Origin of the sequence: Streptomyces sp. NPDC090045 (assembly GCF_044747975.1) — a bacterium.
In the GTDB taxonomy this organism is placed as follows: Bacteria; Actinomycetota; Actinomycetes; order Streptomycetales; family Streptomycetaceae; genus Streptomyces.
Genome location: NZ_JBIVFA010000005.1, coordinates 209,362 through 232,124 on the forward strand (window position 1 = coordinate 209,362; position 22,763 = coordinate 232,124).

Consider the following 22,763-nt stretch of genomic DNA (forward strand, 5'->3'; position numbering starts at 1 on the left):
GTCATCAGGACCGGAGGTAGCTCGCGATCACGAACCCCACGGTGACGGTCGCCACGAAGGCGGCCCCTCCCCCGCCCAGGGCGATCGGCCGCTCGGCCCCCACCCTCCGCAGGCAGGCCCCCGCCACCACGGCGGCGAGCGCCGCGAACGTGACGATGAACGCGACCACCAGAACCTTGTGCGTCATGGACCCCCACCATTCTTATGCCGGAATCAACCGATTGGTCGCATCGGACAAGGCGAAACCAGACCACCTCATCGGTGCACGCACCACGGTAGCAGACGCAGCAGTCCGTTTGGTTTTCAGTCAGCAGTCGGTTCGGTCAGCCGACAGGCAACGCTCAGGATACGAATTCACCTCTTCCAATTCCTCCGCGTATTCGCGATCCGCGCGACGGTCGCGGGCGCCAAGACCTGCCCCGTGACACGTATCTGATGTACCGTCAGATTCATGTCTTCAGCCATACCGCCCACTCCGGGGCGCCGGGTCGCGGTCGTCGGCGTCGCCCTCTCCGACTGCGGCCGGGTGGACGCACCCACCCCCTACGCCCTGCACGCGCAGGCCGCCCGGCGCGCCCTGGCCGACTCCGGCCTGGACCGCTCCGTCATCGACGGCCTCGCCTCCGCCGGCCTCGGCACGCTGGCGCCGGTCGAGGTGGCCGAGTACCTCGGCCTGCGCCCCACCTGGGTCGACTCCACCTCGGTGGGCGGCTCGACCTGGGAGGTCATGGCCGCCCACGCGGCGGACGCCATCGCCGCGGGGCACGCCAACGCCGTGCTGCTGGTCTACGGTTCCACGGCGCGGGCCGACATCAAGGCGCGCCGGCGCACCTCGAACCTCTCCTTCGGGGCCCGCGGACCGCTCCAGTTCGAGGTCCCGTACGGGCACACGCTGATCTCCAAGTACGCGATGGCCGCCCGCCGGCACATGCACGAGTACGGGACCACGCTGGAGCAGCTCGCCGCGGTGGCCGTACAGGCCCGGGCGAACGCGGCCACCAACCCGGACGCCATGTTCCGGGACCCGATCACGGTGGACGAGGTCCTGTCCTCCGACATGATCGCGGACCCCTTCACCAAGCTGCACTGCTGCATCCGCTCGGACGGCGGCTGCGCCGTCCTGCTGGCGGCGGAGGACTACGTACCGGACACCGCGAAGGCTCCGGTCTGGGTCCTCGGCGCGGGCACCTCCGTCTCGCACACCACCATGTCGGAGTGGGAGGACTTCACCGTGTCCCCGGCGGCGGTCTCGGGCCGCATCGCCTTCGAGCGGGCCGGCCTCACCCCGGCGGACGTGGACCTCGCCGAGATCTACGACGCCTTCACGTACATGACCCTGGTGACCCTGGAAGACCTCGGCTTCTGCGCGAAGGGCGAGGGCGGGGCCTTCGTGGAGAAGGGCCGCCTGCTGCGCGACGGGGAGCTCCCGGTCAACACCGACGGCGGCGGCCTCTCGGCCTGCCACCCCGGCATGCGCGGCCTGTTCCTGCTGGTCGAGGCGGTCCGCCAGCTCCGCGGCGAGGCGGGCCCGGGCCAGGTCACCAAGAGCGGCGGCCGCCTCCCCGAGGTGGCCCTGGCCTCGGGGACGGGCGGCTGGTTCTGCTCCTCGGGCACGGTCCTGCTGGGCCGGGGGTAGCGCGCGGACCCCTCCGGATCACCGTACGGGGCCTCGCGGCCGGGCCGTCAGGGCAGGAGCTCGGCGAGGAGAGCGCGGACGCGCCGCTCGATCTCGTCCCGGATCGGGCGGACCGCCTCGACGCCCCGCCCGGCCGGATCGTCGAGCTTCCAGTCGAGGTACCTCTTGCCGGGGAAGACGGGGCAGGTGTCGCCGCAGCCCATGGTGATCACCACGTCGGACGCCCGAACGGCCTCGACGGTCAGCACCTTCGGCGTCTCGGCGGACAGGTCGATGCCGGCCTCCGCCATGGCCTCCACGGCGGCCGGGTTCACGGCGTCCGCCGGCGCGGACCCGGCGGAACGGACCTCGACCCGGCCCCGGGAGAGGTGGGTGAGGAAGGCGGCGGCCATCTGCGAGGCGAACCGGGTCAGGAGACGCGCCTGGACCACCTCGGCGTCGAGGTCGAGTCCACCGAGGAGGTCACCGCCGCCACCCGGCTCGAGGAGGCCGGGCTCGCGACGTTCGCGGAGAACGACACGTCCTGCTGCTACGCCCTCCAGGACAAGGTGTGGGTCCACGGACCCGGCCGGGAACCGTGGGAGGTCTACGTCGTCAAGGCCGACGCCGACCAGCTGGGCAAGACCCCGGCCCCGGCCGGCGGCGCCTGCTGTTGCGGGTAGGGCCGGCGGCCTACTCGCCCTCGGCGAGGGTGTGGGCGACGAGGGCGTTGGCGTGGCCGTGGCCCAGGCCGTGTTCGGTCTTGAGCCAGGTGACGAGCTCCATGTGCCTGGTCAGCGGCGAGGACCTGATGAGGTCCTTCCACTCGGCGATCGGCCGGCCGTACTTCTTCTCGATCGAGGGGAAGTAGGCGGCGGGGCCCTTCACTGTCTCGGCCATGGTCTCTCTCCTTCGTCGCGGTGCCGTTGCCTGTATGACCGCGGCCGGACGCAGAACTCATCGGTCCTGCGGAGAATTTCCGAAATCCCGTGGAGACGGCCGTCCCTACCAGTCCACCCCGTTCAACGGGCGGCCGTCCGGGGCCAGTTCGACCTCGTGCTGGCGGTGGTCGTAGTCGGTCAGCCCTATGCGGTCCGGGCCGATCCACTCGGCGTGGAGGACTCCCGTCGGCCAGCTCGACTCCGTGTACTCCGCCACCGGCCAGCGGCGGGCCGTGGGGAAGCCGCCCGTGTCCACGTAGACCCGCCAGACGGGGTCGATGAGCGGGGACGTGCGCTCCACCACCAGGCGGCGCTGGACTCCACCCGGGGCCGGGACGTCGTACTCCCGGGACGGGAAGGGGTCGGCGGCCAGCGCGTACACCACGGTGGCCAGTGCGCCGAAGACGGCCGCGATCGCGAGGCCGCCGACGGTGGCCTTGCGGACCTCGGGGCGGCGGGAGGAGAGCAGGACCCCCGCCGTCAGGGAGAGGGCGGCGAGGACGGCGAGGAGCACGGGGTGGTCGAGCTCGGCCAGGACGGCCGGGCCGCCCGGGCGGTCGTACAGCGGGGCGACGACCGCGGTCGCCGTCAGGGCCACCGCGAGAGCGAAGAGCCCGCGTGCGGCACCTCGTGCGACACCTCTGTGAACGTCCATGGCCGGCACCCTAGCCTGGGGGCATGACCAGCGAGAACAGCGAGTTCGGTACCGACGCCGCTGACGGCGCCGACGACTTCCACGCCACCCTGCACTCCCTGCGCGTGTGGGACTCCCCGCTTCCCGGCTTCGACACCGGGGCCGCGCCCGACGAGCCGCTCCCGCTGTTCCGGGAATGGCTCGTGCACGCCGCCCGGGCCGGGCAGTTGGAGCCGCACACGATGAGCCTGGCGACGGTGGACGGCGCGGGGCGGCCCGATGTGCGGACGCTGATGCTGCACGACGCCGACGCGCGGGGCTGGCACTTCGCCTCGCACGTCACCAGCGCCAAGGGCGTGCAGCTGGCCGCGCGGCCGGAGGCGGCGCTCGGGTTCTACTGGCCGACGGTGGCCCGGCAGATCCGGATCCGGGGCCGGGTCACCGCCTGCGGGCCCGAGGAGAGCCGCGCGGACCTGGCGGTCCGCTCGCGCGGGGCGCTCGCCGCCGCGCTCACCGGGCGCCAGAGCGAGGTGCTGGACTCGGCCGAGGACCTGGTCCGGGCCTCGGAGCAGGCCTGGGAACGGGCCGGGGCCGAGCCGGACGCACCGGCTCCGACCTGGACCCGGTACGTACTGGACGCCGACGAGGTGGAGTTCTTCCAGGGGGACGCCGCGCGCCGGCACATCCGCCTGCGGTACTCCCGTACCGCCGAGGGGTCCTGGGTCCGCGAGCTGCTCTGGCCCTGATCCGTCAGTCCGGCGGGCCCGGCCGGAAGACCGCCACCCACACCCCGTCCGCCGCCTCGCGGAAGGTGACCGTCAGCGGCATGCCGATGCGCAGGTCCGCCGCCTCGCAGGACACCACCTCGGTCATCATCCGCGGGCCTTCCGCCAGGTCGACCACCGCCGCCGTGTACGGGACGCGCGTGCCGAAGGGCGGGAGGTCGTTGCGGTGGATCACCGACCAGGTGTAGAGGGTCGCCCGGCCGCTCGCCGGCTCCCACGTCACGCGGTCCTCGCCGGCCCAGCAGTACGGGCAGAACTCGCGCGGGTAGTGGTGCGCCCGCCCGCAGTCCCCGCAGCGGCGCAGCAGGAGCCGGCCCTGCGCCGCCGCGTCCCAGTAGGTGCGGGTGAAGTCGTCGGTCTCCGGGAGGTCGTATCGCGCCGTGCCGCCGCTCACAGGAACAGTCCGATCGCCGCGTCGAGGGACCAGGTCTGCCAGGACATGGCGAGGAGCGCGACGAGCGAGATGAGCGCCATCATCGCGTTCTGGCCCTGCTCGGCCCAGTCGTGGATCATCAGCACCAGGTAGAGCAGGTTCAGCAGCAGCCCGCCGACCAGGGCGACCGGGGTCAGGAAGCCGAGCACCAGGCCCAGCCCGAGCGCGAGTTCCGCGTAGACGACGAGGTACGCCATCGCCTTCGGGCGCGGCGCGACGACCAGTTCGAAGCCGCCCTTGACGAAGGTCCAGCGGTGCTTGTTCGCGACGTCGGCGGCCCACGCGATGCCGGTGCCGCGCTCGAACCAGCCCCTCTTGTCCTTGTGCCGCCAGCTCTCCAGCCACCACAGGCCGAGGCCTATCCGGAGCACGGCGAGCCATTCGGCCCCACTGAGCCAGATGGTCTGCATCGGCAGCCCCCACCCCTCTCACCACTGATCTGACGGTACGTCAGTTCAGCGGATGCGGGGCGATCCCGCAAGGCCCCGGCCGGCCACGGGTTGGCGAAGCGCCGGCCGCGGGCCCGGAACGTGACCGATCCGCAATCGATTCCCTCCTTGTCCGAGACCCATCAACTCTGCGTGGCGATACGATCACACCTCATGCCTGGAGTCCCCGCAGCACCCGACCTGACCACCCAGCCCCGCCCCGTGTACGTCATCGGGGCCGGCCCCGGCGGCCTCGCCGTGGCCGCCGCGCTGCGCGCCCGCGGGGTCCGCGCGGTGGTCGTCGAGAAGTCCGACGCGGTCGGTTCGTCCTGGCGCCGGCACTACGACCGGCTGCACCTGCACACCACGCGCCGGCTCTCCGCCCTCCCGGGCCTGCCGATGCCGCGCCGCTTCGGGCGCTGGGTCTCCCGTGACGACGTCGTGCGCTACCTGGAGAAGTACGCCGAGTTCCACGAGCTGGAGCTCGTGACCGGCGTCGAGGTGACCCGGATCGAGCCCGCCGGACCCGCCCCCGAGGGCGAGGACGGCTGGACCCTGCACGCCAGCGGCGGGCGGGTGCTGACCGCCGCGGCCGTCGTCGTCGCCACCGGGTACAACCACACGCCGGCGATCCCCGACTGGCCGGGCCTGGATACGTACGGCGGCCGGCTGCTGCACGCCGCCGACTACCGCAACCCGCAGCCCTACGCCGGCCAGGACGTCCTCGTCGTCGGTGTCGGCAACACCGGCGCCGAGATAGCCGTCGACCTCGTCGAGGGCGGGGCGGCGCGGGTGCGGCTCGCCGTGCGCACCGCACCGCACATCCTGCGCCGCTCCACCGCCGGCTGGCCGGCCCAGCGCAGCGGGATCCTCGTCCGCCGGCTGCCCGTGAGGCTGGTGGACGGCCTGGGCCGGCTCGTCACGAAGGCCTCGGTCCCGGACCTGTCGGCGTACGGGCTTCCGCGCCCCGCCACCGGCCTCTACAGCCGGGTCAAGGAGGGGGCGATCCCGCTCCAGGACGTCGGCCTGGTCGACGCGGTGCGCCGCGGCGCGGTGGAGCCGGTGGCCGCCGTGGAGTCCTTCGACGGAGCCGAGGTGGTGCTCGCGGACGGCTCGCGGATCACCCCGGACGCGGTGATCGCGGCCACCGGCTACCGCCGCGCCCTGGAGGGGCTGGTCGGCGGCCTCGGCGTGCTCGACGAGCGGGGGCGGCCCCGTACGCACGGCGCCCGCACCTCGCAGCAGGCCCCCGGGCTGTACTTCACCGGCTTCACCAATCCCATCAGCGGGATGCTCCGGGAAATGGCCATGGACGCGGAGCGGATCGCCAAGGCCGTGGCCCGGCAGGCGCGGTCCCGGTAGGGCCAGTCGTCCGTTTGTCGATAATCCGCGACGGATCGACTTTCGTTACCCTGGTCGACATGACCGCCATGACGCGCACCCGCACCGAACCGGACCTGTCGTTCCTCCTGGACCACACCAGTCACGTGCTGCGGAGCCAGATGAGCGCGCAGCTCGGCGAGATCGGGCTCACCCCGCGCATGCACTGCGTGCTCGTCCACGCCCTGGAGGAGGAGCGCACCCAGGCGCAGCTCGCCGAGATCGGGGACATGGACAAGACCACGATGGTGGTGACGGTGGACGCGCTGGAGAAGGCCGGCCTGGCCGAGCGCAGGCCGTCCGGCACGGACCGGCGGGCCCGGATCATCGCGGTGACCGAGGAGGGGGCGAAGGTCGCGAAGGAGAGCCAGAAGATCGTCGACCGGGTCCACGGGAGTGCCCTCGGCGCCCTGCCGGACGAGGAGCGCGAGGTGCTGCTCCGCGCACTGAACCGCCTGGTCACGGGGCACCTGCAGACACCCGAGGAGGGACCGCGGCCGGCCCGGCGGGCACGCCAGAAGGGCTGACACCGCGACCCGTCACACCCCTCTCGCACTCCGATCCGTAAAAGATAGTCTGCAACAAAACTATCTGCTACGGTCTCTCCTGTTGCCTCCCGACGACAGGAGAGACCGCAATGCCCTCCACCGCCTCCACCTCCACCGCCCCCACCACCTCCGCAGCCGCGCGCCCGCGCTCCCGCCGGCTCGCCCTCGGCGTCCTGGCCACCGGCATGCTGATGACGGTCCTCGACGGCAGCATCGTGACCGTCGCGATGCCGGCCATCCAGGACGATCTGGGCTTCACCCCGGCCGGCCTGAGCTGGGTCGTCAACGCCTACCTCATCGCCTTCGGTTCGCTGCTGCTCCTGGCCGGCCGCCTCGGCGACCTGATCGGCCGCAAGCGGATGTTCCTCGCGGGCACCGGGGTCTTCACCGCGGCCTCGCTCCTCGCCGGCGCCGCCACCTCCCCCGGCCTGCTGATCGCCGCCCGCTTCCTCCAGGGCGCCGGCAGCGCGATGGCCTCCGCCGTCAGCCTCGGCATCCTGGTCACGCTCTTCACCGAACCGCGCGAACGGGCCAAGGCCATCGCCGTGTTCAGCTTCACCGGCGCGGCCGGCGCCTCGATCGGACAGGTCCTCGGCGGTGTCCTCACCGACGCGCTCACCTGGAACTGGATCTTCTTCATCAACCTGCCCATCGGCATCGCGACCGCCCTCCTCGCCCTCCCCGCCCTGCCCGGCGACCGCGGGCTCGGCCTGAAGGCCGGCGCGGACACCCTCGGCGCGCTGCTCGTCACCTCCGGCCTGATGCTCGGCATCTACACGGTCGTCAAGATCGAGGAGTACGGGGCGACCTCGGCCCGCACCCTCGGCTACGGCGCCCTCGCGCTCGCCCTGCTCGCCGGCTTCCTCCTACGCCAGGCCACCGCCGCGAACCCGCTCATGCCCCTGCGGATCCTCCGCTCGCGCAGCGTCTCCGGCGCCAACCTGGTCCAGATGCTGATGGTCGCCGCCCTCTTCTCCTTCCAGATCCTCGTCGCCCTCTATCTGCAGAACGTCCTCGGCTACAGCGCCGGCGAAACGGGTCTCGCGATGCTGCCGGCCGCGGCCGTCATCGGCCTCGTCTCCCTGACCGTCTCGGCCCGCCTCAACGCCCGGTTCGGCGAGCGCGCCGTCCTGCTGGCCGGCCTGGTGCTGCTGATCGGCGTACTCGGCCTGCTGACCCGGGTGCCCGGCCGGGCCGAGCAGGCGGACTACCTCACCGACCTGCTCCCCGTGATGCTGCTGGCCGCCGGATTCGGCCTCGCCCTGCCCGCCCTGACCTCCCTGGGCATGTCCGGCGCGAAGGAGGAGGACGCGGGCCTCGCCTCCGGGCTCTTCAACACCACCCAGCAGATCGGCATGGCCCTCGGCATCGCGGTCCTCTCCACCCTCGCCGCCTCCCGCACCGAGTCCCTCACCGAGGCCGGACGTCCCGCCCCCGAGGCCCTGACCGGCGGCTACCACCTGGCCTTCGCGGTCGGGGCGGCCCTCCTCGTCGCCGCCCTGACCATCGCCTTCACGGTCCTGCGCCGCCCGAAGAACGCACCGGAGGACGCGCCGGAGGACGCCCCGCGGGAGGCGGCCGCCGGGCAGGACGCCGTTGGCCGAACCGCACTCTGGACCGACCCCGCGCGGATCTGACACCGTTCACCACATCACCTCCACCACCTTTCCTGCGCAGGCCTGTTCCTGACGGCGCGTCAGTTCAGTAATCTGACTACACGTCAGTTATTGAGTTCCAGTTCCATCAAGGTTCATCGAGCAGGAGCGGGCGGAACGATGCTTGGATCTACTCACGGCACCCTCACCACCGACTTCCGCGCACGTGTCGAGGCCTGCGGGGAGACCCCCAGGACGGCCGTCCACTCATCGGCGGCCCCCTCCGCCGACGACGCGGTCGCCGTGGACGTCAGCGGGCGGCCGCTGCACGCCGACGTGCCCGACCTCGACCGGTTCTTCCGGCCCGAGTCCGTGGCCGTCATCGGCGCCTCCGACGCCGAGGGCAGACCGAACACCGGCATCACCCGCCAGCTCATCGCCTGGGCGGAACGCGTCGGCGCCCGGATCCACCCCGTGCACCCCACCCGCCCCACCGTCTTCGGGCTGACCTGCCACGCCTCCGTGGCCGAGCTGCCCGAGCAGGTGGACCTCGCCGTCCTCCTCGTCGCCGACCCGCTCCCCGTCATCGAGGAACTGGCCGAGACCAAGGTGAAGTTCGCCGTGGCCTTCGCCTCCGGCTTCGCCGAGACCGGCGACGCGGGCGCCGCCGCCCAGGACCGGCTCGGCGCCGCCGTCCAGCGCTCCGGCCTGCGCCTCCTCGGCCCCAACACCAACCTGAACGCCTTCGAGGGGTTCCGCGACGACCTCGACGGCCCGGCCATCGCCCTGATCACCCAGTCCGGCCACCAGGGCCGCCCGGTGTACACCCTCCAGGAGCTCGGCATCCGCCTCTCCCACTGGGCACCCACCGGCAACGAGGCCGACCTCGAGACCTCCGACTTCATCTCCTACTTCGCCGAGCAGCCCGAGGTCGGAGCCATCGCCTGCTACGTCGAGGGCCTCAAGGACGGCCGGTCCTTCCTCCTCGCCGCCGACCGGGCCGCCCGCAACGGCGTCCCCGTCGTCGCCGTCAAGGTCGGCCGCACCGAGACCGGCGCCCGCATGGCCGCCTCCCACACCGGAAAGCTGACCGGCGCCGACACCGTCGTGGACGCCGCCATGCGCCAGTTCGGCGTGATCCGCGTCGACGGCCTGGACGAACTCCAGGACACCGCCGCCCTGCTCGCCCGCGCCCGCAAGCCGAAGGCCGACGGGGTCGTCGTCTACTCCATCTCCGGCGGCACCGGGGCGCACTTCTCCGACCTGGCGACGGAGGCGGGCCTGACCCTGCCCACCCTCTCCCAGGCCAAGCAGGACGAGCTCCACCAGTGGATCCCCGAGTACCTGAACGTCGCCAACCCCGTCGACAACGGCGGCCACCCGGTCGGCGACTGGCGCGGCCGGAAGATCATCGACGCCATCCTCGCGGACCCCTCCGTAGGCGTACTGATCTGCCCGATCACCGGCCCCTTCCCGCCGATGAGCGACAAGCTCGCCCAGGACCTGGTCGACGCGGCCGAGTCCTCGGACAAGCTCATCTGCGTGATCTGGGGCTCCCCGGTCGGCACCGAGGACGCCTACCGCACCACCCTCCTCGGCTCCTCCCGCGTGGCCACCTTCCGTACCTTCGGCAACTGCATCACCGCCGTACGCGCCTACCTCGGCCACCACCGCTTCACCGCCGGCTACCGCTCCCCCTTCGAGGACGCACCGCGCACGCCCTCGCCCTCGTACCGCAAGGCGCAGGCCCTCATGCGGCCCGGCCAGCAGCTGAGCGAGCACGCGGCGAAGCAGCTCCTGCGCGCGTACGGGATACGGGTGCCCCGCGAGCAGCTGGTGACGAGCGCGGCGGCGGCCGTCCGGGCGGCCGGCCTGGTCGGCTACCCGGTGGTGATGAAGGCCTCGGGCCCGCAGCTGGGCCACAAGACGGAACTCGGCCTGGTGAAGATCGGCCTGACCTCGGCGAGCCAGATCCGCGACGCGTACCGGGAACTGACCGACATCGCACGCTACGAGAGCGTGCCGCTCGACGGGATCCTGGTCTGCCAGATGGTGGAGCGGGGGGTGGAGATGGTCGTCGGCGTCACCCAGGACGACCTCTTCGGCCCGACGGTCACGGTGGGGCTCGGCGGGGTCCTGGTCGAGGTCCTCCACGACGCGGCGGTCCGCGTCCCGCCCTTCGGCGAGGACCAGGCCCGCGCGATGCTCACGGAACTGCGGGGGCACGCGCTGCTGGAGGGCGTACGGGGGGCGCCCCCGGCCGACGTGGACGCCCTGGTGGAGGTCGTCCTGCGGATCCAGCGGATGGCGCTGGAACTCGGCGACGAGCTGTCCGAACTGGACATCAACCCCTTGATGGTCCTCCCCCGAGGCCAGGGTGCGGTGGCCTTGGACGCCCTCGCCATCTGCCGCTGAGCTGCGCTTGCCCCGCGGCGCCGTTTCTCAGGGCTCCGCCCCGAACCCCGCGCCTCAAACGCCGGCGGGGCTGGATTTCAGCCCCGCCGCGTTTGAGGCGCGGGGGTCCGGGGGCTGGCCCCCGGCAACGGCGCTGCGCCCACCCACGAACGGGAGTTCACCATGACCGGCCTCACCGAGGACGAAGTCCTGCACCGCGTCGACAACGGCGTCGCCTGGATCACCCTCAACCGCCCCGAGGCGATGAACGCCGTCACCTGGGACCAGCGCGAACGCGTCATCGCGCTGCTCGCCGACGCCTCCGCCGACCCGGCGATCCGCGCCGTCGTCCTCACCGCCACCGGCAAGGGCTTCTGCGCGGGCGCGGACCTCCGCGGGGGCGGCGGCGCCCCCGCGGGCGAGAGGGTCGCCGGCGACGTGGCCCGCATGATCCGCCTCGGCGCGCAGCGCCTGATCACCGCGGTGCTGGACTGCGAGAAGCCCGTCCTCGCCGCCGTCAACGGCACGGCCGCCGGCATCGGCGCCCACCTGGCCCTCGCCTGCGACCTCGTCATCGCCGCCGAACCGGCCCGTTTCATCGAGGTGTTCGTCCGCCGCGGCCTGGTCCCCGACGGCGGCGGCGCGTACCTGTTGCCCCGTCTCGTCGGCCCGCAGAAGGCCAAGGAGCTGATGTTCTTCGGCGACGCCCTCCCGGCGGCCGACGCCGAGCGCCTCGGCCTGGTCAACAAGGTGGTTCCGGCCGAGGAGCTGGAGGAGACGGCCCGCGCGTGGGCCGAGCGGCTCGCGCAGGGCCCCACCCGTGCCCTCGCCCTGACGAAGCAGCTGGTCAACGCCTCCCTGGACGGTGACCGGGCGGCCGCCCTGGCCGCCGAGGCCACCGCTCAGGAGATCAACATGACCACGGCCGACGCGAACGAGGGCGTGGCGAGCTTCGTGGAGCGCCGCACGCCCAAGTACCTGGGCCGGTGAGCTACGCCTGGGGGTTCGGCTTGAGCAGCGCGAACACCGCACCGAAGGGGTCCGCCAGCCACGCGAGCCGCCCGACGTCCGGCACGTCCGCCGCCGGCATGAGCACCGACCCGCCGCCCTTCTCGGCCTTCGCGATGGTGTCGTCCACGTCCGCCACGTGGAAGTACGGCACCCAGCGCGCCTCCTCCTCCCCGCCGCCGGCGCCCTCGCCCAGCGGCGCGACCCCGCCGAAGGAGGCGTCCTCCTGGTCCCCGTCGGCGGTGCTCAGGACGCGGTACGTCATCCCGGGCACGTCCATCTCGGCGTACCGCCAGCCGAACAGGCCGGCGTAGAAGCCGATGGCCGCGACCGGGTCCGGCACGTGGAGCTCCGCCCACACCAGCGTGTTCTCGGCGGAGGCCACTTCGAATCCGGCGGTGTTCCCGGGCTGCCAGCAGGCGAACTCGGCGCCCTGCGGGTCGGTGAAGTGCGCGAGCCGGCCCTCCCCCATGACGTCCCCGGGCTCCATCCGGACCGTGCCGCCGCCGTCGCGGACGGCCGCGGTGGTGGCCTCGATGTCGGGGGTCATGAAGTGGTGCATCCAGGCGGACGTCGCCCCCTCCTCGGTGAGCGGCCCGAGCGCGGCGACGGTCTTCCCGTCCACCTGGAAGAAGCCGTAGCCGCCCGCTTCGGGCCCGGCGGAGGCGAAGTCCCAGCCGAAGACGGCTCCGTAGAAGGCGGCGGCCGCCTTCGTGTCGGGGCTGCCGAGGTCGAGCCAGTTGGGTGATCCGGTGCTGAAGTCGGTGCCGAGCATGGGGGTCCTCCCGGGAGTACGGCGGCGCTACGAGGTCGCTGCCACGATGCCGAGCCTCCACCCCCGCCCCGGCGTACGGACCCACGGAGGCGACACGGTTCACCCGTGTGGGGGAACAAAGGGGACCCGTGGCCCCGTACCCCCGTGGCCCCGTACCCCCGTACCCCCGTACCCCCGTGCCCCCGTGCCCCCGTGCCCCCGTGCCCCGTCCGCCGGCCCCGCTTCAGCTCCCGACGCGCTCCAGCGCCGGCAGGAACTGGTCGTAGAAGCTCACCTTGAGCCGCAGCGCGTGCTGCTCCGCCTCCTTGAAGCAGTCGGCGGTCGCCCCGCCGTCGCCGATCAAGTGCCGCAGCCGGTTGCCCAGCCGGTCGGAGTGGGTGGTGGCCCGCATGTTCACGGTCTCCAGCGCGTTCTTCTTGGCATCGTGAAAGTGGTGCGGGTAGTAGAAGCGCGAGTGGTTCTCGCCGTCGCGCACCAGCAGGGGCTCCATGCGCTCCCACAGCCGTCCGTACTCGACGGAGACCAGGATCTCGCCCCAGAAGCGCAGGACCGTCAACAGCCTGAGGTCGGCGTGTTCACGGTCACCCTCGTCGGCGATCAGGGCGAAGGTGTCCTCGACGGCCCGCTTCGTCGCCGCCGTCGGCCTCGAACGGACGAGGGCCGTCCGGGAGATCCCGAGCCGGAGCATGTCGTCCGTCATGTCCTCGCGGTGCGACTTCGTGTTCCCCCGGTCGTCCGGGTACTCCTCGCGCAGGATCATCCGCGCGATCCGCAGCCCCGCCTCGTCCTGCAAGAGGTCGATCGCCAGGTCGTAGGCCGGGGTGAAGGCGAGCGACAGGAAGCGCCGCTGGAGCAGGATCTCGGCGAACGCCTCCTCCGGGAGCCGCTCGATGTTCGCGAGCACCGGATGCCGCCTGTACTGCTCGATCAGTTCGTCCTCGAACCTGTCCAGTTCCCACACGGTCGTAGCCCTTCTCCGGATCACTGGATGACGTCGATGGATCTCATCGGGTCGCGCAGATCCACTTCGCTCCCGATGCCCCACAGGATGTTCAGCTCTCCCTGAACCTGCAGGCCCATCACGGTGTCGCACCCGTCGATCTCGATCTGGGTGGAGTCGATGGCGAGCTGCCCGTGCAGGAAGGAGCTGACCAGGTAGTGCTCGTCGGCCTTGTACACGGAGATCGACGGCAGGGAGTTGTAGACCCGTACCTGGAGCTTGTTCCGGAGTTCCCCCGGAAGGCGGCGGTGGACCCCGTGGAGGATGTCGAGGCTGGCGTTCACGGACACCGTGCGGCTCGTGTTGCGCAAGGCCTGGTCACGCAGGTACACCACGTCGGACTTCGGGTGCACCAGCAGGATGCGCACCTCGACGTTCCGCTCGGTGATGGCCTTCTCCAGTGATTCCTCGAGAGCCGCGAGGTTGGGGATCCAGGTCTGCAGGATGGCCACCTCGCGCCGGGCGCCGCCCACGAGCCGTTTGAACTCCGCGGTCGGGAACTCCGGGTGGACCCTCGTCACGCCGAGGTAGTGCTGGCGCCGGAGCTCGCCCGTCAGGCCGTCCAGGGTGAGGCCGGAGATCTGCGTGCTGATGCTGTCGAGCACCTTCAGGCGGTCGAACTCCATCAGGAGGAAGAGGGTGACCGTGCTCAGGATGAGCAGCGTGATCTTCGGGAGCGTGCCTCCGGGGGCCATCCTGTCGAGCCACCCGAGGACGTCGGCGAGCAGGACCAGGATGCCCGCGGCTGCCATCGCACCCAGTGAGATCCGTTCGGCCCGGTAGCGAAAACCATTGCCCATGACCACCCCAGCCCCCGACGTCGTTGTCGTTGGCCACGACCATACACAGGAGGCTCATCCGCCCACTCACCACCCCATGTCGCCTTTCTCACAAGGGAGTTCAGGCCATTGGCCGGATCACGGAAGGCCGCCGGAGCCCGGCGCGCGGGCCCGGGGCCGGCGCCGTCCGCCAATGCGCCCGCGCCCACCCCTTCCTATCTGACGAACCGTCAGCTTCAATCGTCGTGTGATGGGACATGCAGGGATGGCGGCCACCGTCGTCCGATACCTCAGGTCAGTCGGCGCCCCCACCTCCGCCGCGACGGAACGGGAACCCGAGCCCGTCGACGCCCTGCCGCGCCCCGATCTGCGGGCCGTCGGCGAGGACGAGCGCGCGCCGGTCAGCCCCGCCGAGTTCCGCGCCGTGCTCGGGAACTTCGCCAGCGGGGTCACCGTCATCACCGCGCCGCCCGGCGAGGACGAGGCCGGCCCGGCCGGCTTCGCCTGCCAGTCCTTCGCCTCGCTGTCCCTCGACCCGCCCCTGGTGACCTTCATGGTGGCCCGTACGTCGACCACCTGGCCGCGGATCGCCCGCGCCGGGGTGTTCTGCGTCAACATCCTCGGAGCCGAGCAGGGCGAACTGTGCCGGTCCTTCGCCGTCAGCGGCGCGGACAAGTTCGCCGGGGTGGGCCACACCCCGGCCCCCGTCACCGGATCGCCGCAGCTCGACGCCGTGCCCGCCTGGATCGACTGCCGGATCCAGGCCGTGCACACCGGCGGGGACCACCTCATCGTCGTGGGCCGGGTCGTGGCCATGGGCGCGGCCGGCGAGGGCGAACCGCTCCTCTTCCACAAGGGCCGCTTCGGCCGCTTCAGCGACTGACCCGCCCGCGGCGATGCCCGCCACGTGATCACACCAGAGGGCGGCCGGGGGATCCCCGGCCGCCCTCTCGGTGGTGCGCGGTGTCAGAAGGTGAGTACCCCGCGTGCCACCCGCCCGTGGTGGGCGTCGTCTACGGCCTTGGCGAAGTCCTCCACCGGGTAGACCTCCGTCACCAGTTCGTCCAGCAGCAGCCTGCCCTGCCGGTAGAGCTCGGCGTACAACGCGATGTCGCGCTGCGGGCGCGAGGACCCGTACCGGCAGCCCATGATCGTCTTGTCCAGGTACATGGAGGAGACGAGGAAGGACGCCTCCTCCGTGAATCCGGGCACGCCGAGCAGGATCGCCTGACCGTGCCGGTCGAGGAGGTCCACGGCCTGGCGGATCAGCTTGACGTTGCCCACGCACTCGAAGGCGTGGTCGGCGCCGGTCGGCAGGATCTCGCGCACCGCCGCCGAGGAGTCGGCCACCGCGGAGGCGTCGATGAAGTGCGTGGCCCCGAACTGCCGGGCCACCGCCTCCTTCGCCGGGTTCGCGTCCACCGCGACGATCGTGGTGGCCCCCGCTATCCGGGCCCCCTGGAGCACGTTCAGCCCGATGCCGCCGGTGCCGATGACGACCACCGACTCGCCGCGGTCGACGCGGGCCCGGTTCAGCACCGCGCCCACTCCCGTGAGGACCCCGCAGCCGATCAGCGCCGCCGAGGTCAGCGGGATGTCGGCGGGGATCTTCACGGCCTGGACGGCCTTGACGATCGTGCGTTCCGCGAAGGCGGAGTTGGAGGCGAACTGGAACAGCGGCTTCCCGCCGCGCGAGAACGGCTGCCCGGGCATCCCGATCGCCTTGCGGCACATCGTGGGCCGGCCCCGGTCGCAGTCGGCGCACGCCCCGCAGTTGGCCAGGGTGGACAGCGACACGTGATCGCCCGGCGCCACGTGGGTGACCCCGGCGCCCACGGCCTCCACGACACCGGCGCCCTCGTGCCCCAGTACCACCGGCGGCGGGAACGGGATCGTCCCGTCGATGACCGACAGGTCGCTGTGGCACAGCCCGGCCGCCCCGATCGCGACGAGCACCTCCCCCGGCCCCGGGTCCCGGATCTCCAGGTCGTCGACCACCTGGGCCTGCTTGCCGTAGAATACGACGCCTCTCACCTGGACTCCTTAGGCAGGCCGAGCACGCGCTCGGCGATGATGTTCCGCTGGATCTCGTCCGAGCCGCCGTAGATGGTGTCGGCACGGGTGAACAGGAAGAGCCGCTGTTCCTCGTCGAGTCCGAGTTCGTACGGGAGCCCGGGCGCCCAGGCCGCCGGACCTGCGGTGGCCGCCGCGCCGCGCACCTCCACCGCCAGCTCCCCGAGCCGCCGGTGCCAGCCGCCCCACAGCAGTTTGGCCACGCTGGGCGCGCCCGCGTCGTCGGCGGCGCCGCCGAGCGTGCGCAGGGCGTTCCACCGCATGGTGCGCAGCTCGGCCCACTGCCGCACGAGCCGGTCCCGCAGGACGGGATCCCCCGGGCCCGGAGCCGCCGCGCCCGGAGCCGACCGTGCCGCGTACGCCGCCAGCACCCGTTCCAGTTCCGCCGCGAAGCCGATCTGCTGCACCAGCGTCGAGACCCCTCGTTCCAGGGCGAGCAGGCCCATGGCCACGGTCCAGCCGTCGCCCTCCCCGCCGACGACCTCCGCCGCCACCGCCCCGTCGAAGAACACCTCGTTGAACTCGGAGGTCCCCGACAGCTGCCGGATCGGCCGGACCTCGACGCGCCCCGGCTGGTCCATCCGTACGAGCAGGAAGGACAGCCCCCGGTGGCGCCGCGATCCGGGCTCGGTGCGGGCCAGGACGAAGCACCAGTCGGCGTCCCGGGCCAGGGAGGTCCAGATCTTCTGCCCGGTGACCCGGTACAGCCCGTCGGCGGGGTCCCGTACCGCGGCCGTACGGATCCCCGCGAGGTCGGAGCCGGCCCCCGGCTCGCTGTAGCCCTGGCACCACAGCTCCTCGCCCCGTGCGATCCCGGGCAGGAAGCGGTCCCGCTGCTCCCGGCTGCCGTACGCGATCAGCGTGGGCGCGAGGAGGTTCTCCCCGATGTGGCCGACCCGGCCGGGCGCGCGCAGCGCCGCGTACTCCTCGGCCCACACCACCTGGCCGGTCAGCGAGAGCCGCCGCTGCCCGTACGCCCCGGCCGGGGCCTCCCAGCCCTGCCCGATCCAGCCGCCCCGGCCCAGCTCGCGCTCCCACGCGCGCCGGGCCTCGACCCCCTCGTGTTCGCTGCCCGGCCCGCCGAGGCCGAGGACTTGCGCGTACGGGCCCACGAGGTGCTCCGTCAGCCACGCCCGGGCGTGCCCGCGCAGCTCCTCGTCCTCGGCCCCGAAGCTGAAGTCCATCCTGCTCAGGCCCCCCTATGCGTTGGGACGGTCCTTGGCGGCCGCCGCCTTGGCCATGGCTTCCAGCTGGGCCAGCATCGGCATGGGGTCGGTGCCGACCGTCCCGGGCAGGAAGTCGGCGATCTTCTCCGGGGTCCAGGAGCCCTCGGCGTACCCGGCGCGCAGTTCGCGCGGCTGTGCCCAGACGGCGATCTTCGGGCCGGCGATCGTGTAGACCTGCCCGGTGATGTCCTCGGCCTTGGCGCGGTCGCTGAGCAGGTAGGTGACCAGCGCGGCCACGTCCTCCGGCTCGCCGATCTCCTTGAGCTCCATCGGCACGTTCGCCGACATGCGGGTACGAGCCACGGGTGCGACGGCGTTGGCGGTGACCCCGTACTTGGCGAGGCCCAGGGCCGCGGACCGGACGAGGGAGATGATCCCGCCCTTGGCCGCGCTGTAGTTGGCCTGCGCCACGGATCCCTGGTGGTTGCCGCTGGTGAAGCCGATCAGGGTGCCCGAGCCCTGCCGGCGCATGACGGCGGAGGCGGCGCGGAAGACGGTGAAGGTGCCCTTGAGGTGGGTGGCGACCACCGGGTCCCACTCCTCCTCGGACATGTTGAACAGCATCCGCTCGCGCAGGATGCCGGCCACGCACACGACGCCGTCGATGCGGCCGAACTGCGTGAGCGCGGTGTCCACGATGCGCTGGCCGCCCGCCATGGTGGAGATGTCGTCGGCCACGGCGACGGCCTCGCCGCCGGCGGCCTGGATCTCCTTCACCACGCCGTCGGCGACCTCGCTGGTCGGTTCGCCGCCCTCGATCCCCACGCCGTAGTCGTTGACGACGACCTTGGCGCCCTCGGCGGCCGCGGCGAGTGCCACGGCCCGCCCGATGCCCCGGCCGGCGCCGGTGACGGCGACGACCTTGCCTGCCAAGAAGTTCCCCACGTCCGGCCCCTTCCCGCGATTTCTGACGGACCGTTAGATTCTATGGGTAGTCAGATGCACCTGCACAAGCCCTCGTTGCCGCATCCACGCAAGGAGCTGTCGACGCCCATGACCCTGCCCGCCGCCTTCCACGACATCGCCAAGCGCGTCAACAACTGGGGACGATGGGGCGCCGACGACGAGATCGGCACCCTGAACCTGATCACGGACGAGGTCGTCCGGGCCGCCGCGGCGGAGATCCGCAGCGGCCGCCGCATCCCCCTCGCCCTCCCCCTCAAGGAGGACGGGGTGCAGGTCGGGATGATCCCGGGCCGGATCAACCCGCTGCACACAATGGTCCAGATCAACCAGGAGATCTTCGGCCCGGGCACGGTGGCGTGCAGCGACGACGCCGTGAGCATGGGCCTCCAGGCGGGCACGCACTGGGACGCCCTCACCCACGTCTCGCACTCGGGCAGGATCTACAACGGCCGCCCGGCCGCCACCATCACCGCGCACGGCCGCGCCGAGTACAGCGGCATCGACAAGGCCGGCCCCGTCGTCTCGCGCGGAGTCCTCCTGGACGTGGCCCGGGCGAAGGGCCTGGACCGCCTGGAGGGGGGCCACGCGGTGACCCCGGAAGACCTGGCGGAGGCCGAGGAGTTCGGCGGGGTCACGGTCCGCCCGGGCGACATCGTCCTGGTCCGCACGGGCCAGATCCAGGTCTACCTGGCGGGCGACAAACACGGCTACGGCTTCCCCTCGCCCGGCCTCTCGGTCCGCACCCCGGAGTGGTTCCACGCCCGCGACGTGGCGGCCGTCGCGAACGACACCCTCACCTTCGAGATCTTCCCGCCGGAGATCGAGGACCTGTGGCTGCCGGTCCACGCCCTCGACCTGGTCGAGATGGGCATGCACCAGGGCCAGAACTGGGATCTCGAAAAGTTGTCCACAGCCTGTGCAGAAGAGAACCGGTACTCCTTCTTCCTCTCCGCGATGCCGGAACCCTTCGTCGGCGGCACGGGCACCCCGGTGGCCCCGGTGGCCGTCCTCTGAGCCCGGCGGGGCAGGCGGCGCCGGGCAGGACGACCCCGGCCGCGCGCGGGCCGTCCGCAGTGGAACCATGAGGTGGACATGACGCGTCACCGTACGCGCGTCACACCCCGTCCCCACCACCTTCCCTGCAGGAGAAGCCCGCATGGCCAACCCGTACCAGGTAACGCCGCCGCCCGCCCCCAGACGCCGCTCGGGCGGCAACGTCGTCGCCGTCATCGTCCTCGCCGTGATCATCGTCGGCGGCTACTTCGCCTTGCAGTCGCTCAACAAGAAGGACGACGGCAAGCCCACCGCGTCCACCTCGGCGTCCCCCTCCGCCAAGCCCACGGCCAAGGACCCCGGATCCCCCGAGTCCTCCTCCGACACCTCCAGCGCGTGGAAGGTCGGCGACTGCGGCGGCCCCGACCCGGCCAAGGCCCCCGACGGGTACAAGCGGACGGGCTGCTCCGACTCCGGGGCCTCCTTCAAGGCCATCGACATCAAGGAGGCCAGCATCCTCCCGGGCGCGATCCAGTGCCCGCCCGGCACGGACCTGATGATCGACGTGAGCATCTCCTACGGCGGCAAGTCGAGCGGCATCCCCACCAACACCGTCTGCGGCCGCAACCTGTCGAACGACCACCCCGGCGACGCGGGCGCCGGCGGCGGCCAGCTGGTGAAGGGCGACTGCGTGACCAACCAGGCCAAGGAGGTCGCCTGCGGCGGCTCCGGCGCCCAGAAGGTCCTCGGCCTGGTCAAGACGAAGGCCGAGTGCCCCTCCGGCACCACCGACCCGATCGAGCTGACCATGGCGATCGGCCGCCCGTACGACGTGATCTGCACCGACGGCTGACCCGTCACCCCCGCCGCCCCCGCGCGACGCCGCCCACCGGCCGCCGCACCGCGGGGGCCGGCGGGCACCTGCACGACCAGGGAAGTCCGGGAGCACGTGATGGCCGAGACCTTCAAGTACCGATACATGAGCGGCGGCATGGGGCTAGCCGCCGACATCAGCGTCGCGGCGTACGAGGCGGACTCCCCGCCCCCGCAGGCCCTGCGCGCGTACGGGCGCCTCCACCTTTCCCTGCCTGCGGGAGGGCTGTACTGGAAGGACGCCGCCTGGCTCGCCTTCGGGATGTCGCTGCACACGCACGAGCTGATCGCGCGCGTGGCGGGCCGTGGCCACCTGGTCCTGGAGGTCGCCTCCCTCGCGTACCCGGGCGCCGACTATCAGTCCGAGGTCGCCGCGCTCGCGCTCGACGGCTGGATCCACCAGCACCTGCGGCTCCCTCCGTGCGGGAGTGCGGTCCGCCACGACCGGGCCGGACGGCGGTTCACCTTCGACTGGGCCGGGGGCGGGACCCCGTTCGCCGACGACCTGCCACCGCTGCTGCCGCAGCCGGAGTGATGCGGGTGGCGGCGGCGCGCATGCACGCCCCGAGCGCGGCACGGCAGCCGCCACCCCGCGACCCGCACTCGTCAAGGCGTGTCCTTGGCGTCCCCTCGCGTCGAATCGCTCCACACCAGGGTGATCAAGATGTGACGGAACGTCAACACCTCGTTAGAGGTACACGCGCGGTTCCCGCAGGGAGGGGTGAATGTCCGACGGCCCGTCGGAGGCGCAGTCCGACGCCGCCTTCTCCGCGCGGTCGATCTCGCACCAGATACGTTTTCCCGCGCCCTCGCGCTGCCAGCCCCAGCGGTCCGCCAGACCGTCCACCAGTTCCAGGCCGCGCCCGCCGGTGTCGTCCCCGGCCGCCCGCCGGCGGGCCGGCGCCCGGTCGCTCGCGTCGGCCACCTCGACCCGCACCCCGGGTCCCCCGAACAGCATCCGCAGCACCGCCGGACAGCCCGTGTGCACGACCGCGTTGGTGACCAGCTCGGAGATCAGCAGGATCAGCGTCTCGGCGAGCGGCTCGTCATCCCCTATGCCCGACCCCGCCAAGCGGGAACGGGCCCATCGGCGGGCCCGGCCGACCTCGGCTGGGTCCGCGCCTACCTCCAGCTGAACCTGAAGCACCTGCACCGCTCACACCATCCGAACCGGCGGACACTTCGCCTCGCGACAGGATGGGATCACCCACTGTGATCCCCTTGCGGAGCAGCATGGTTGACATACAGTCACCACAACAACCGCTTCGGGCATATTCCCGCGCGAAGGAGTGGGCGTGGTGCATACTGTGCGACGCTCGCGCCGCTCAACCGCTCGCATCTGTGGGAGCGTACCGGAGCAAGCCCCCGACTCCGGTCCGTAACGAGGGGGGTGAAGGACACAAACCGATATCAACTCTCTGTAATCGGACATGCGTCCCGCGGCGTCCTTCCCGTGCCCCGCACCGGCCGCGCCCGGCTACCCCGCCGAGTCCAGCAGCTCCGCCGCCAGCAGCTCCTCCGCCTCCCCCGCCGTCCGCCACTGCCCGGCCCGCACCCACGCCCGTTTCAGGTGCAGGTGCACGTCCGCCTCCCACGTGAAGCCCATCCCGCCGTGCACCTGCAGACAGTCCCGGGCGCCGCGCACCGCCGCCTCGTCCGCGAGCAGCTTGGCCGCCGCGACCTCCCCCGCGTCTCCCGTGACCGCCGCCGCGTAGACCGCCGTACGGGCCACCTCCGCCCGCACCAGCATCTGCGCGCACAGGTGCTTGACCGCCTGGAACGCCCCGATCGGCTGCCCGAACTGCTCGCGCTCGCCCGCGTACCGGACCGCCAGCTCCACCGTCCGCAGCGCGCTGCCGACCTGCAGCGCCGCCGTCAGCAGCGCGCCCGCGGAGCGGTGCTCCGACACGTCCCCGGTCGCCTGCGCCACCCGGTGCAGCGGCGTCAGCGGGTCCACCGAGCGGACCGGTGAGCCGGCGGGCACCCCGGGCTCCCCCAGCACCGCGTCCGCCTCCCCCAGGTACGCGACCAGGCCGCCCTCCAGGTCGAAGGCGGTCACCACCGCCGTCCCGGCCGCCGCCCCCGGCACCACCCCGGCCGCCAGGTGCGTGGCCACCAGCGGCCCCGGCAGCAGCGCCCGGCCGGCCTCCTCGAAGACGAGCACCGCCTCCGGCAGGCCGAGGCCGACGCCGCCGGCCGACTCGGGCAGCCGCAGGGCGAAGAAGCCCGCCTCGCCCAGCTCCCGCCACAGCCCCCGGTCCACGGCGACGCCCGTGTCCACCGAGGCCCGCAGCGCCTCGCGCCCGTACCGCCCCGCGAGCAGCTCCCGTACGCCCGCCCGCAGGTCCCGCTGTTCCTCGGTCGGCTGGAAGTGCAT

25 protein-coding genes and 1 pseudogene are annotated in these 22,763 nt (G+C 72.4%); 12 read left to right on the forward strand and 14 right to left on the reverse strand.

Going from position 1 to position 22,763, the window contains the following annotated elements; translation table 11 throughout:
* Positions 1-4: 4 nt before the first annotated feature.
* The gene (locus ACIPYQ_RS16320; protein ID WP_401251316.1) at positions 5-187 is read right to left on the reverse strand and encodes a hypothetical protein; all 183 of its coding nucleotides are present in this window, start codon (positions 185-187) and stop codon (positions 5-7) included.
* A gap of 264 nt (positions 188-451) precedes the next feature.
* Between ACIPYQ_RS16320 and ACIPYQ_RS16325 the strand changes: the two genes are divergently transcribed.
* The gene (locus ACIPYQ_RS16325; protein WP_401251319.1) at positions 452-1,636 is read left to right on the forward strand and encodes a thiolase C-terminal domain-containing protein; all 1,185 of its coding nucleotides are present in this window, start codon (positions 452-454) and stop codon (positions 1,634-1,636) included.
* Between the two features lie 47 nt (positions 1,637-1,683).
* On the opposite strand, the gene ACIPYQ_RS16330 is transcribed toward ACIPYQ_RS16325, so the two are convergent.
* Positions 1,684-2,028 (reverse strand): arsenate reductase ArsC, encoded by a 345-nt coding sequence (locus ACIPYQ_RS16330; protein WP_401251322.1) that lies wholly within the window; start codon positions 2,026-2,028, stop codon positions 1,684-1,686.
* Here ACIPYQ_RS16330 and ACIPYQ_RS16335 point away from each other — a divergent pair.
* A pseudogene (locus ACIPYQ_RS16335) lies at positions 2,029-2,298 on the forward strand (glyoxalase/bleomycin resistance/dioxygenase family protein); the annotation flags it as partial.
* Between the two features lie 10 nt (positions 2,299-2,308).
* Here the strand turns inward: ACIPYQ_RS16335 and ACIPYQ_RS16340 are convergent.
* Both ACIPYQ_RS16340 and ACIPYQ_RS16345 read right to left on the reverse strand, forming a co-directional pair.
* A complete protein-coding gene (locus ACIPYQ_RS16340) occupies positions 2,309-2,515 on the reverse strand; it encodes a DUF4287 domain-containing protein (protein ID WP_327414595.1) in 207 nt (68 codons plus the stop codon).
* Between the two features lie 105 nt (positions 2,516-2,620).
* Complete coding sequence (locus ACIPYQ_RS16345) at positions 2,621-3,211, reverse strand: hypothetical protein (protein ID WP_401251325.1); 591 nt, start codon at positions 3,209-3,211, stop codon at positions 2,621-2,623.
* Between the two features lie 23 nt (positions 3,212-3,234).
* Here ACIPYQ_RS16345 and ACIPYQ_RS16350 point away from each other — a divergent pair, with 23 nt between their 5' ends.
* Positions 3,235-3,936: a pyridoxal 5'-phosphate synthase gene (locus ACIPYQ_RS16350; protein WP_401251328.1), complete on the forward strand. Its 702-nt coding sequence runs from the start codon at positions 3,235-3,237 to the stop codon at positions 3,934-3,936.
* A gap of 4 nt (positions 3,937-3,940) precedes the next feature.
* Here the strand turns inward: ACIPYQ_RS16350 and ACIPYQ_RS16355 are convergent, their stop codons facing one another.
* Together ACIPYQ_RS16355 and ACIPYQ_RS16360 are read right to left on the reverse strand one after the other, a co-directional pair.
* A complete protein-coding gene (locus tag ACIPYQ_RS16355; protein WP_361764241.1) occupies positions 3,941-4,369 on the reverse strand; it encodes a Zn-ribbon domain-containing OB-fold protein in 429 nt (142 codons plus the stop codon).
* Positions 4,366-4,818, reverse strand: coding sequence for a DoxX family protein (locus ACIPYQ_RS16360; RefSeq protein WP_401251331.1), 453 nt, complete (start codon positions 4,816-4,818; stop codon positions 4,366-4,368). Before ACIPYQ_RS16360 ends, ACIPYQ_RS16355 begins: the two co-directional genes overlap by 4 nt.
* A gap of 192 nt (positions 4,819-5,010) precedes the next feature.
* Between ACIPYQ_RS16360 and ACIPYQ_RS16365 the strand changes: the two genes are divergently transcribed.
* The 5 genes from ACIPYQ_RS16365 (at position 5,011) to ACIPYQ_RS16385 (ending at position 11,743) form a co-directional block, all read left to right on the forward strand.
* Complete coding sequence (locus tag ACIPYQ_RS16365) at positions 5,011-6,198, forward strand: flavin-containing monooxygenase (RefSeq protein WP_401251333.1); 1,188 nt, start codon at positions 5,011-5,013, stop codon at positions 6,196-6,198.
* Positions 6,199-6,257: 59 nt separating this feature from the next.
* Entirely contained in the window at positions 6,258-6,743 is a 486-nt protein-coding gene (locus tag ACIPYQ_RS16370) for a MarR family winged helix-turn-helix transcriptional regulator (protein ID WP_361764250.1), read from the forward strand.
* A gap of 110 nt (positions 6,744-6,853) precedes the next feature.
* Positions 6,854-8,401: an MFS transporter gene (locus ACIPYQ_RS16375; RefSeq protein ID WP_401251337.1), complete on the forward strand. Its 1,548-nt coding sequence runs from the start codon at positions 6,854-6,856 to the stop codon at positions 8,399-8,401.
* Between the two features lie 138 nt (positions 8,402-8,539).
* Positions 8,540-10,774: an acetate--CoA ligase family protein gene (locus ACIPYQ_RS16380; RefSeq protein ID WP_401251340.1), complete on the forward strand. Its 2,235-nt coding sequence runs from the start codon at positions 8,540-8,542 to the stop codon at positions 10,772-10,774.
* 162 nt (positions 10,775-10,936) lie between these two features.
* On the forward strand, positions 10,937-11,743 hold the full coding sequence (locus tag ACIPYQ_RS16385; RefSeq protein WP_401251343.1) for an enoyl-CoA hydratase/isomerase family protein: 807 nt from the start codon (positions 10,937-10,939) through the stop codon (positions 11,741-11,743).
* A 1-nt stretch (position 11,744) separates the two neighbouring features.
* Here ACIPYQ_RS16385 and ACIPYQ_RS16390 read toward each other — a convergent pair whose 3' ends face one another.
* The 3 genes from ACIPYQ_RS16390 to ACIPYQ_RS16400 all read right to left on the reverse strand — a co-directional run bounded on the left by ACIPYQ_RS16390 (position 11,745) and on the right by ACIPYQ_RS16400 (position 14,336).
* Positions 11,745-12,536 carry a VOC family protein gene (locus ACIPYQ_RS16390; protein WP_401251345.1) on the reverse strand — a complete coding sequence of 264 codons (792 nt, stop codon included), beginning with the start codon at positions 12,534-12,536 and terminating at the stop codon, positions 11,745-11,747.
* 223 nt (positions 12,537-12,759) lie between these two features.
* Positions 12,760-13,497, reverse strand: coding sequence for a hypothetical protein (locus ACIPYQ_RS16395; protein ID WP_401251348.1), 738 nt, complete (start codon positions 13,495-13,497; stop codon positions 12,760-12,762).
* A 20-nt stretch (positions 13,498-13,517) separates the two neighbouring features.
* Positions 13,518-14,336: a hypothetical protein gene (locus tag ACIPYQ_RS16400; RefSeq protein WP_361769837.1), complete on the reverse strand. Its 819-nt coding sequence runs from the start codon at positions 14,334-14,336 to the stop codon at positions 13,518-13,520.
* A gap of 244 nt (positions 14,337-14,580) precedes the next feature.
* Here ACIPYQ_RS16400 and ACIPYQ_RS16405 point away from each other — a divergent pair, with 244 nt between their 5' ends.
* Positions 14,581-15,198 carry a flavin reductase family protein gene (locus ACIPYQ_RS16405; RefSeq protein ID WP_401251854.1) on the forward strand — a complete coding sequence of 206 codons (618 nt, stop codon included), beginning with the start codon at positions 14,581-14,583 and terminating at the stop codon, positions 15,196-15,198.
* A gap of 83 nt (positions 15,199-15,281) precedes the next feature.
* Here the strand turns inward: ACIPYQ_RS16405 and ACIPYQ_RS16410 are convergent, their stop codons facing one another.
* From ACIPYQ_RS16410 to ACIPYQ_RS16420, 3 genes are read right to left on the reverse strand one after another with little or no spacing between them, the layout of a single operon-like run.
* Positions 15,282-16,349, reverse strand: coding sequence for a Zn-dependent alcohol dehydrogenase (locus ACIPYQ_RS16410; protein ID WP_401251351.1), 1,068 nt, complete (start codon positions 16,347-16,349; stop codon positions 15,282-15,284).
* Entirely contained in the window at positions 16,346-17,572 is a 1,227-nt protein-coding gene (locus tag ACIPYQ_RS16415) for an acyl-CoA dehydrogenase family protein (RefSeq protein WP_401251354.1), read from the reverse strand. The genes ACIPYQ_RS16410 and ACIPYQ_RS16415 overlap by 4 nt, the downstream gene beginning before the upstream one ends.
* 15 nt (positions 17,573-17,587) lie before the next feature.
* Positions 17,588-18,499, reverse strand: a complete 912-nt coding sequence (locus ACIPYQ_RS16420) for an SDR family oxidoreductase (protein ID WP_361769843.1) — start codon at positions 18,497-18,499, stop codon at positions 17,588-17,590.
* A 108-nt stretch (positions 18,500-18,607) separates the two neighbouring features.
* On the opposite strand from ACIPYQ_RS16420, the gene ACIPYQ_RS16425 reads away from it, so the two are divergent.
* The 3 genes from ACIPYQ_RS16425 (at position 18,608) to ACIPYQ_RS16435 (ending at position 20,921) form a co-directional block, all read left to right on the forward strand.
* Entirely contained in the window at positions 18,608-19,534 is a 927-nt protein-coding gene (locus tag ACIPYQ_RS16425) for a cyclase family protein (RefSeq protein WP_401251357.1), read from the forward strand.
* A gap of 142 nt (positions 19,535-19,676) precedes the next feature.
* Complete coding sequence (locus tag ACIPYQ_RS16430; protein WP_401251360.1) at positions 19,677-20,366, forward strand: hypothetical protein; 690 nt, start codon at positions 19,677-19,679, stop codon at positions 20,364-20,366.
* A gap of 99 nt (positions 20,367-20,465) precedes the next feature.
* Entirely contained in the window at positions 20,466-20,921 is a 456-nt protein-coding gene (locus ACIPYQ_RS16435; RefSeq protein ID WP_401251362.1) for a hypothetical protein, read from the forward strand.
* Between the two features lie 153 nt (positions 20,922-21,074).
* Here the strand turns inward: ACIPYQ_RS16435 and ACIPYQ_RS16440 are convergent, their stop codons facing one another.
* Together ACIPYQ_RS16440 and ACIPYQ_RS16445 are read right to left on the reverse strand one after the other, a co-directional pair.
* Positions 21,075-21,539 (reverse strand): ATP-binding protein, encoded by a 465-nt coding sequence (locus ACIPYQ_RS16440; protein ID WP_361769848.1) that lies wholly within the window; start codon positions 21,537-21,539, stop codon positions 21,075-21,077.
* A gap of 324 nt (positions 21,540-21,863) precedes the next feature.
* On the reverse strand, positions 21,864-22,763 hold the full coding sequence (locus ACIPYQ_RS16445; RefSeq protein WP_362234812.1) for an acyl-CoA dehydrogenase family protein: 900 nt from the start codon (positions 22,761-22,763) through the stop codon (positions 21,864-21,866).

Bases quoted from the DNA above. Each gene is read 5' to 3' on its own strand.
- ACIPYQ_RS16430 (WP_401251360.1), top strand. From the start codon at position 19,677: ATGGCCAACCCGTACCAGGTAACGCCGCCGCCCGCCCCCAGACGCCGC.
- ACIPYQ_RS16320 (WP_401251316.1), bottom strand. From the start codon at position 187: ATGACGCACAAGGTTCTGGTGGTCGCGTTCATCGTCACGTTCGCGGCG.
- ACIPYQ_RS16370 (WP_361764250.1), top strand. From the start codon at position 6,258: ATGACCGCCATGACGCGCACCCGCACCGAACCGGACCTGTCGTTCCTC.
- ACIPYQ_RS16340 (WP_327414595.1), bottom strand. From the start codon at position 2,515: ATGGCCGAGACAGTGAAGGGCCCCGCCGCCTACTTCCCCTCGATCGAG.
- ACIPYQ_RS16325 (WP_401251319.1), top strand. From the start codon at position 452: ATGTCTTCAGCCATACCGCCCACTCCGGGGCGCCGGGTCGCGGTCGTC.
- ACIPYQ_RS16385 (WP_401251343.1), top strand. From the start codon at position 10,937: ATGACCGGCCTCACCGAGGACGAAGTCCTGCACCGCGTCGACAACGGC.
- ACIPYQ_RS16425 (WP_401251357.1), top strand. From the start codon at position 18,608: ATGACCCTGCCCGCCGCCTTCCACGACATCGCCAAGCGCGTCAACAAC.
- ACIPYQ_RS16390 (WP_401251345.1), bottom strand. From the start codon at position 12,536: ATGCTCGGCACCGACTTCAGCACCGGATCACCCAACTGGCTCGACCTC.
- ACIPYQ_RS16380 (WP_401251340.1), top strand. From the start codon at position 8,540: ATGCTTGGATCTACTCACGGCACCCTCACCACCGACTTCCGCGCACGT.
- ACIPYQ_RS16415 (WP_401251354.1), bottom strand. From the start codon at position 17,572: ATGGACTTCAGCTTCGGGGCCGAGGACGAGGAGCTGCGCGGGCACGCC.
- ACIPYQ_RS16350 (WP_401251328.1), top strand. From the start codon at position 3,235: ATGACCAGCGAGAACAGCGAGTTCGGTACCGACGCCGCTGACGGCGCC.
- ACIPYQ_RS16405 (WP_401251854.1), top strand. From the start codon at position 14,581: ATGGCGGCCACCGTCGTCCGATACCTCAGGTCAGTCGGCGCCCCCACC.
- ACIPYQ_RS16445 (WP_362234812.1), bottom strand. From the start codon at position 22,763: ATGCACTTCCAGCCGACCGAGGAACAGCGGGACCTGCGGGCGGGCGTA.
- ACIPYQ_RS16345 (WP_401251325.1), bottom strand. From the start codon at position 3,211: ATGGACGTTCACAGAGGTGTCGCACGAGGTGCCGCACGCGGGCTCTTC.
- ACIPYQ_RS16435 (WP_401251362.1), top strand. From the start codon at position 20,466: ATGGCCGAGACCTTCAAGTACCGATACATGAGCGGCGGCATGGGGCTA.
- ACIPYQ_RS16360 (WP_401251331.1), bottom strand. From the start codon at position 4,818: ATGCAGACCATCTGGCTCAGTGGGGCCGAATGGCTCGCCGTGCTCCGG.
- ACIPYQ_RS16365 (WP_401251333.1), top strand. From the start codon at position 5,011: ATGCCTGGAGTCCCCGCAGCACCCGACCTGACCACCCAGCCCCGCCCC.
- ACIPYQ_RS16375 (WP_401251337.1), top strand. From the start codon at position 6,854: ATGCCCTCCACCGCCTCCACCTCCACCGCCCCCACCACCTCCGCAGCC.
- ACIPYQ_RS16400 (WP_361769837.1), bottom strand. From the start codon at position 14,336: ATGGGCAATGGTTTTCGCTACCGGGCCGAACGGATCTCACTGGGTGCG.
- ACIPYQ_RS16330 (WP_401251322.1), bottom strand. From the start codon at position 2,028: ATGGCCGCCGCCTTCCTCACCCACCTCTCCCGGGGCCGGGTCGAGGTC.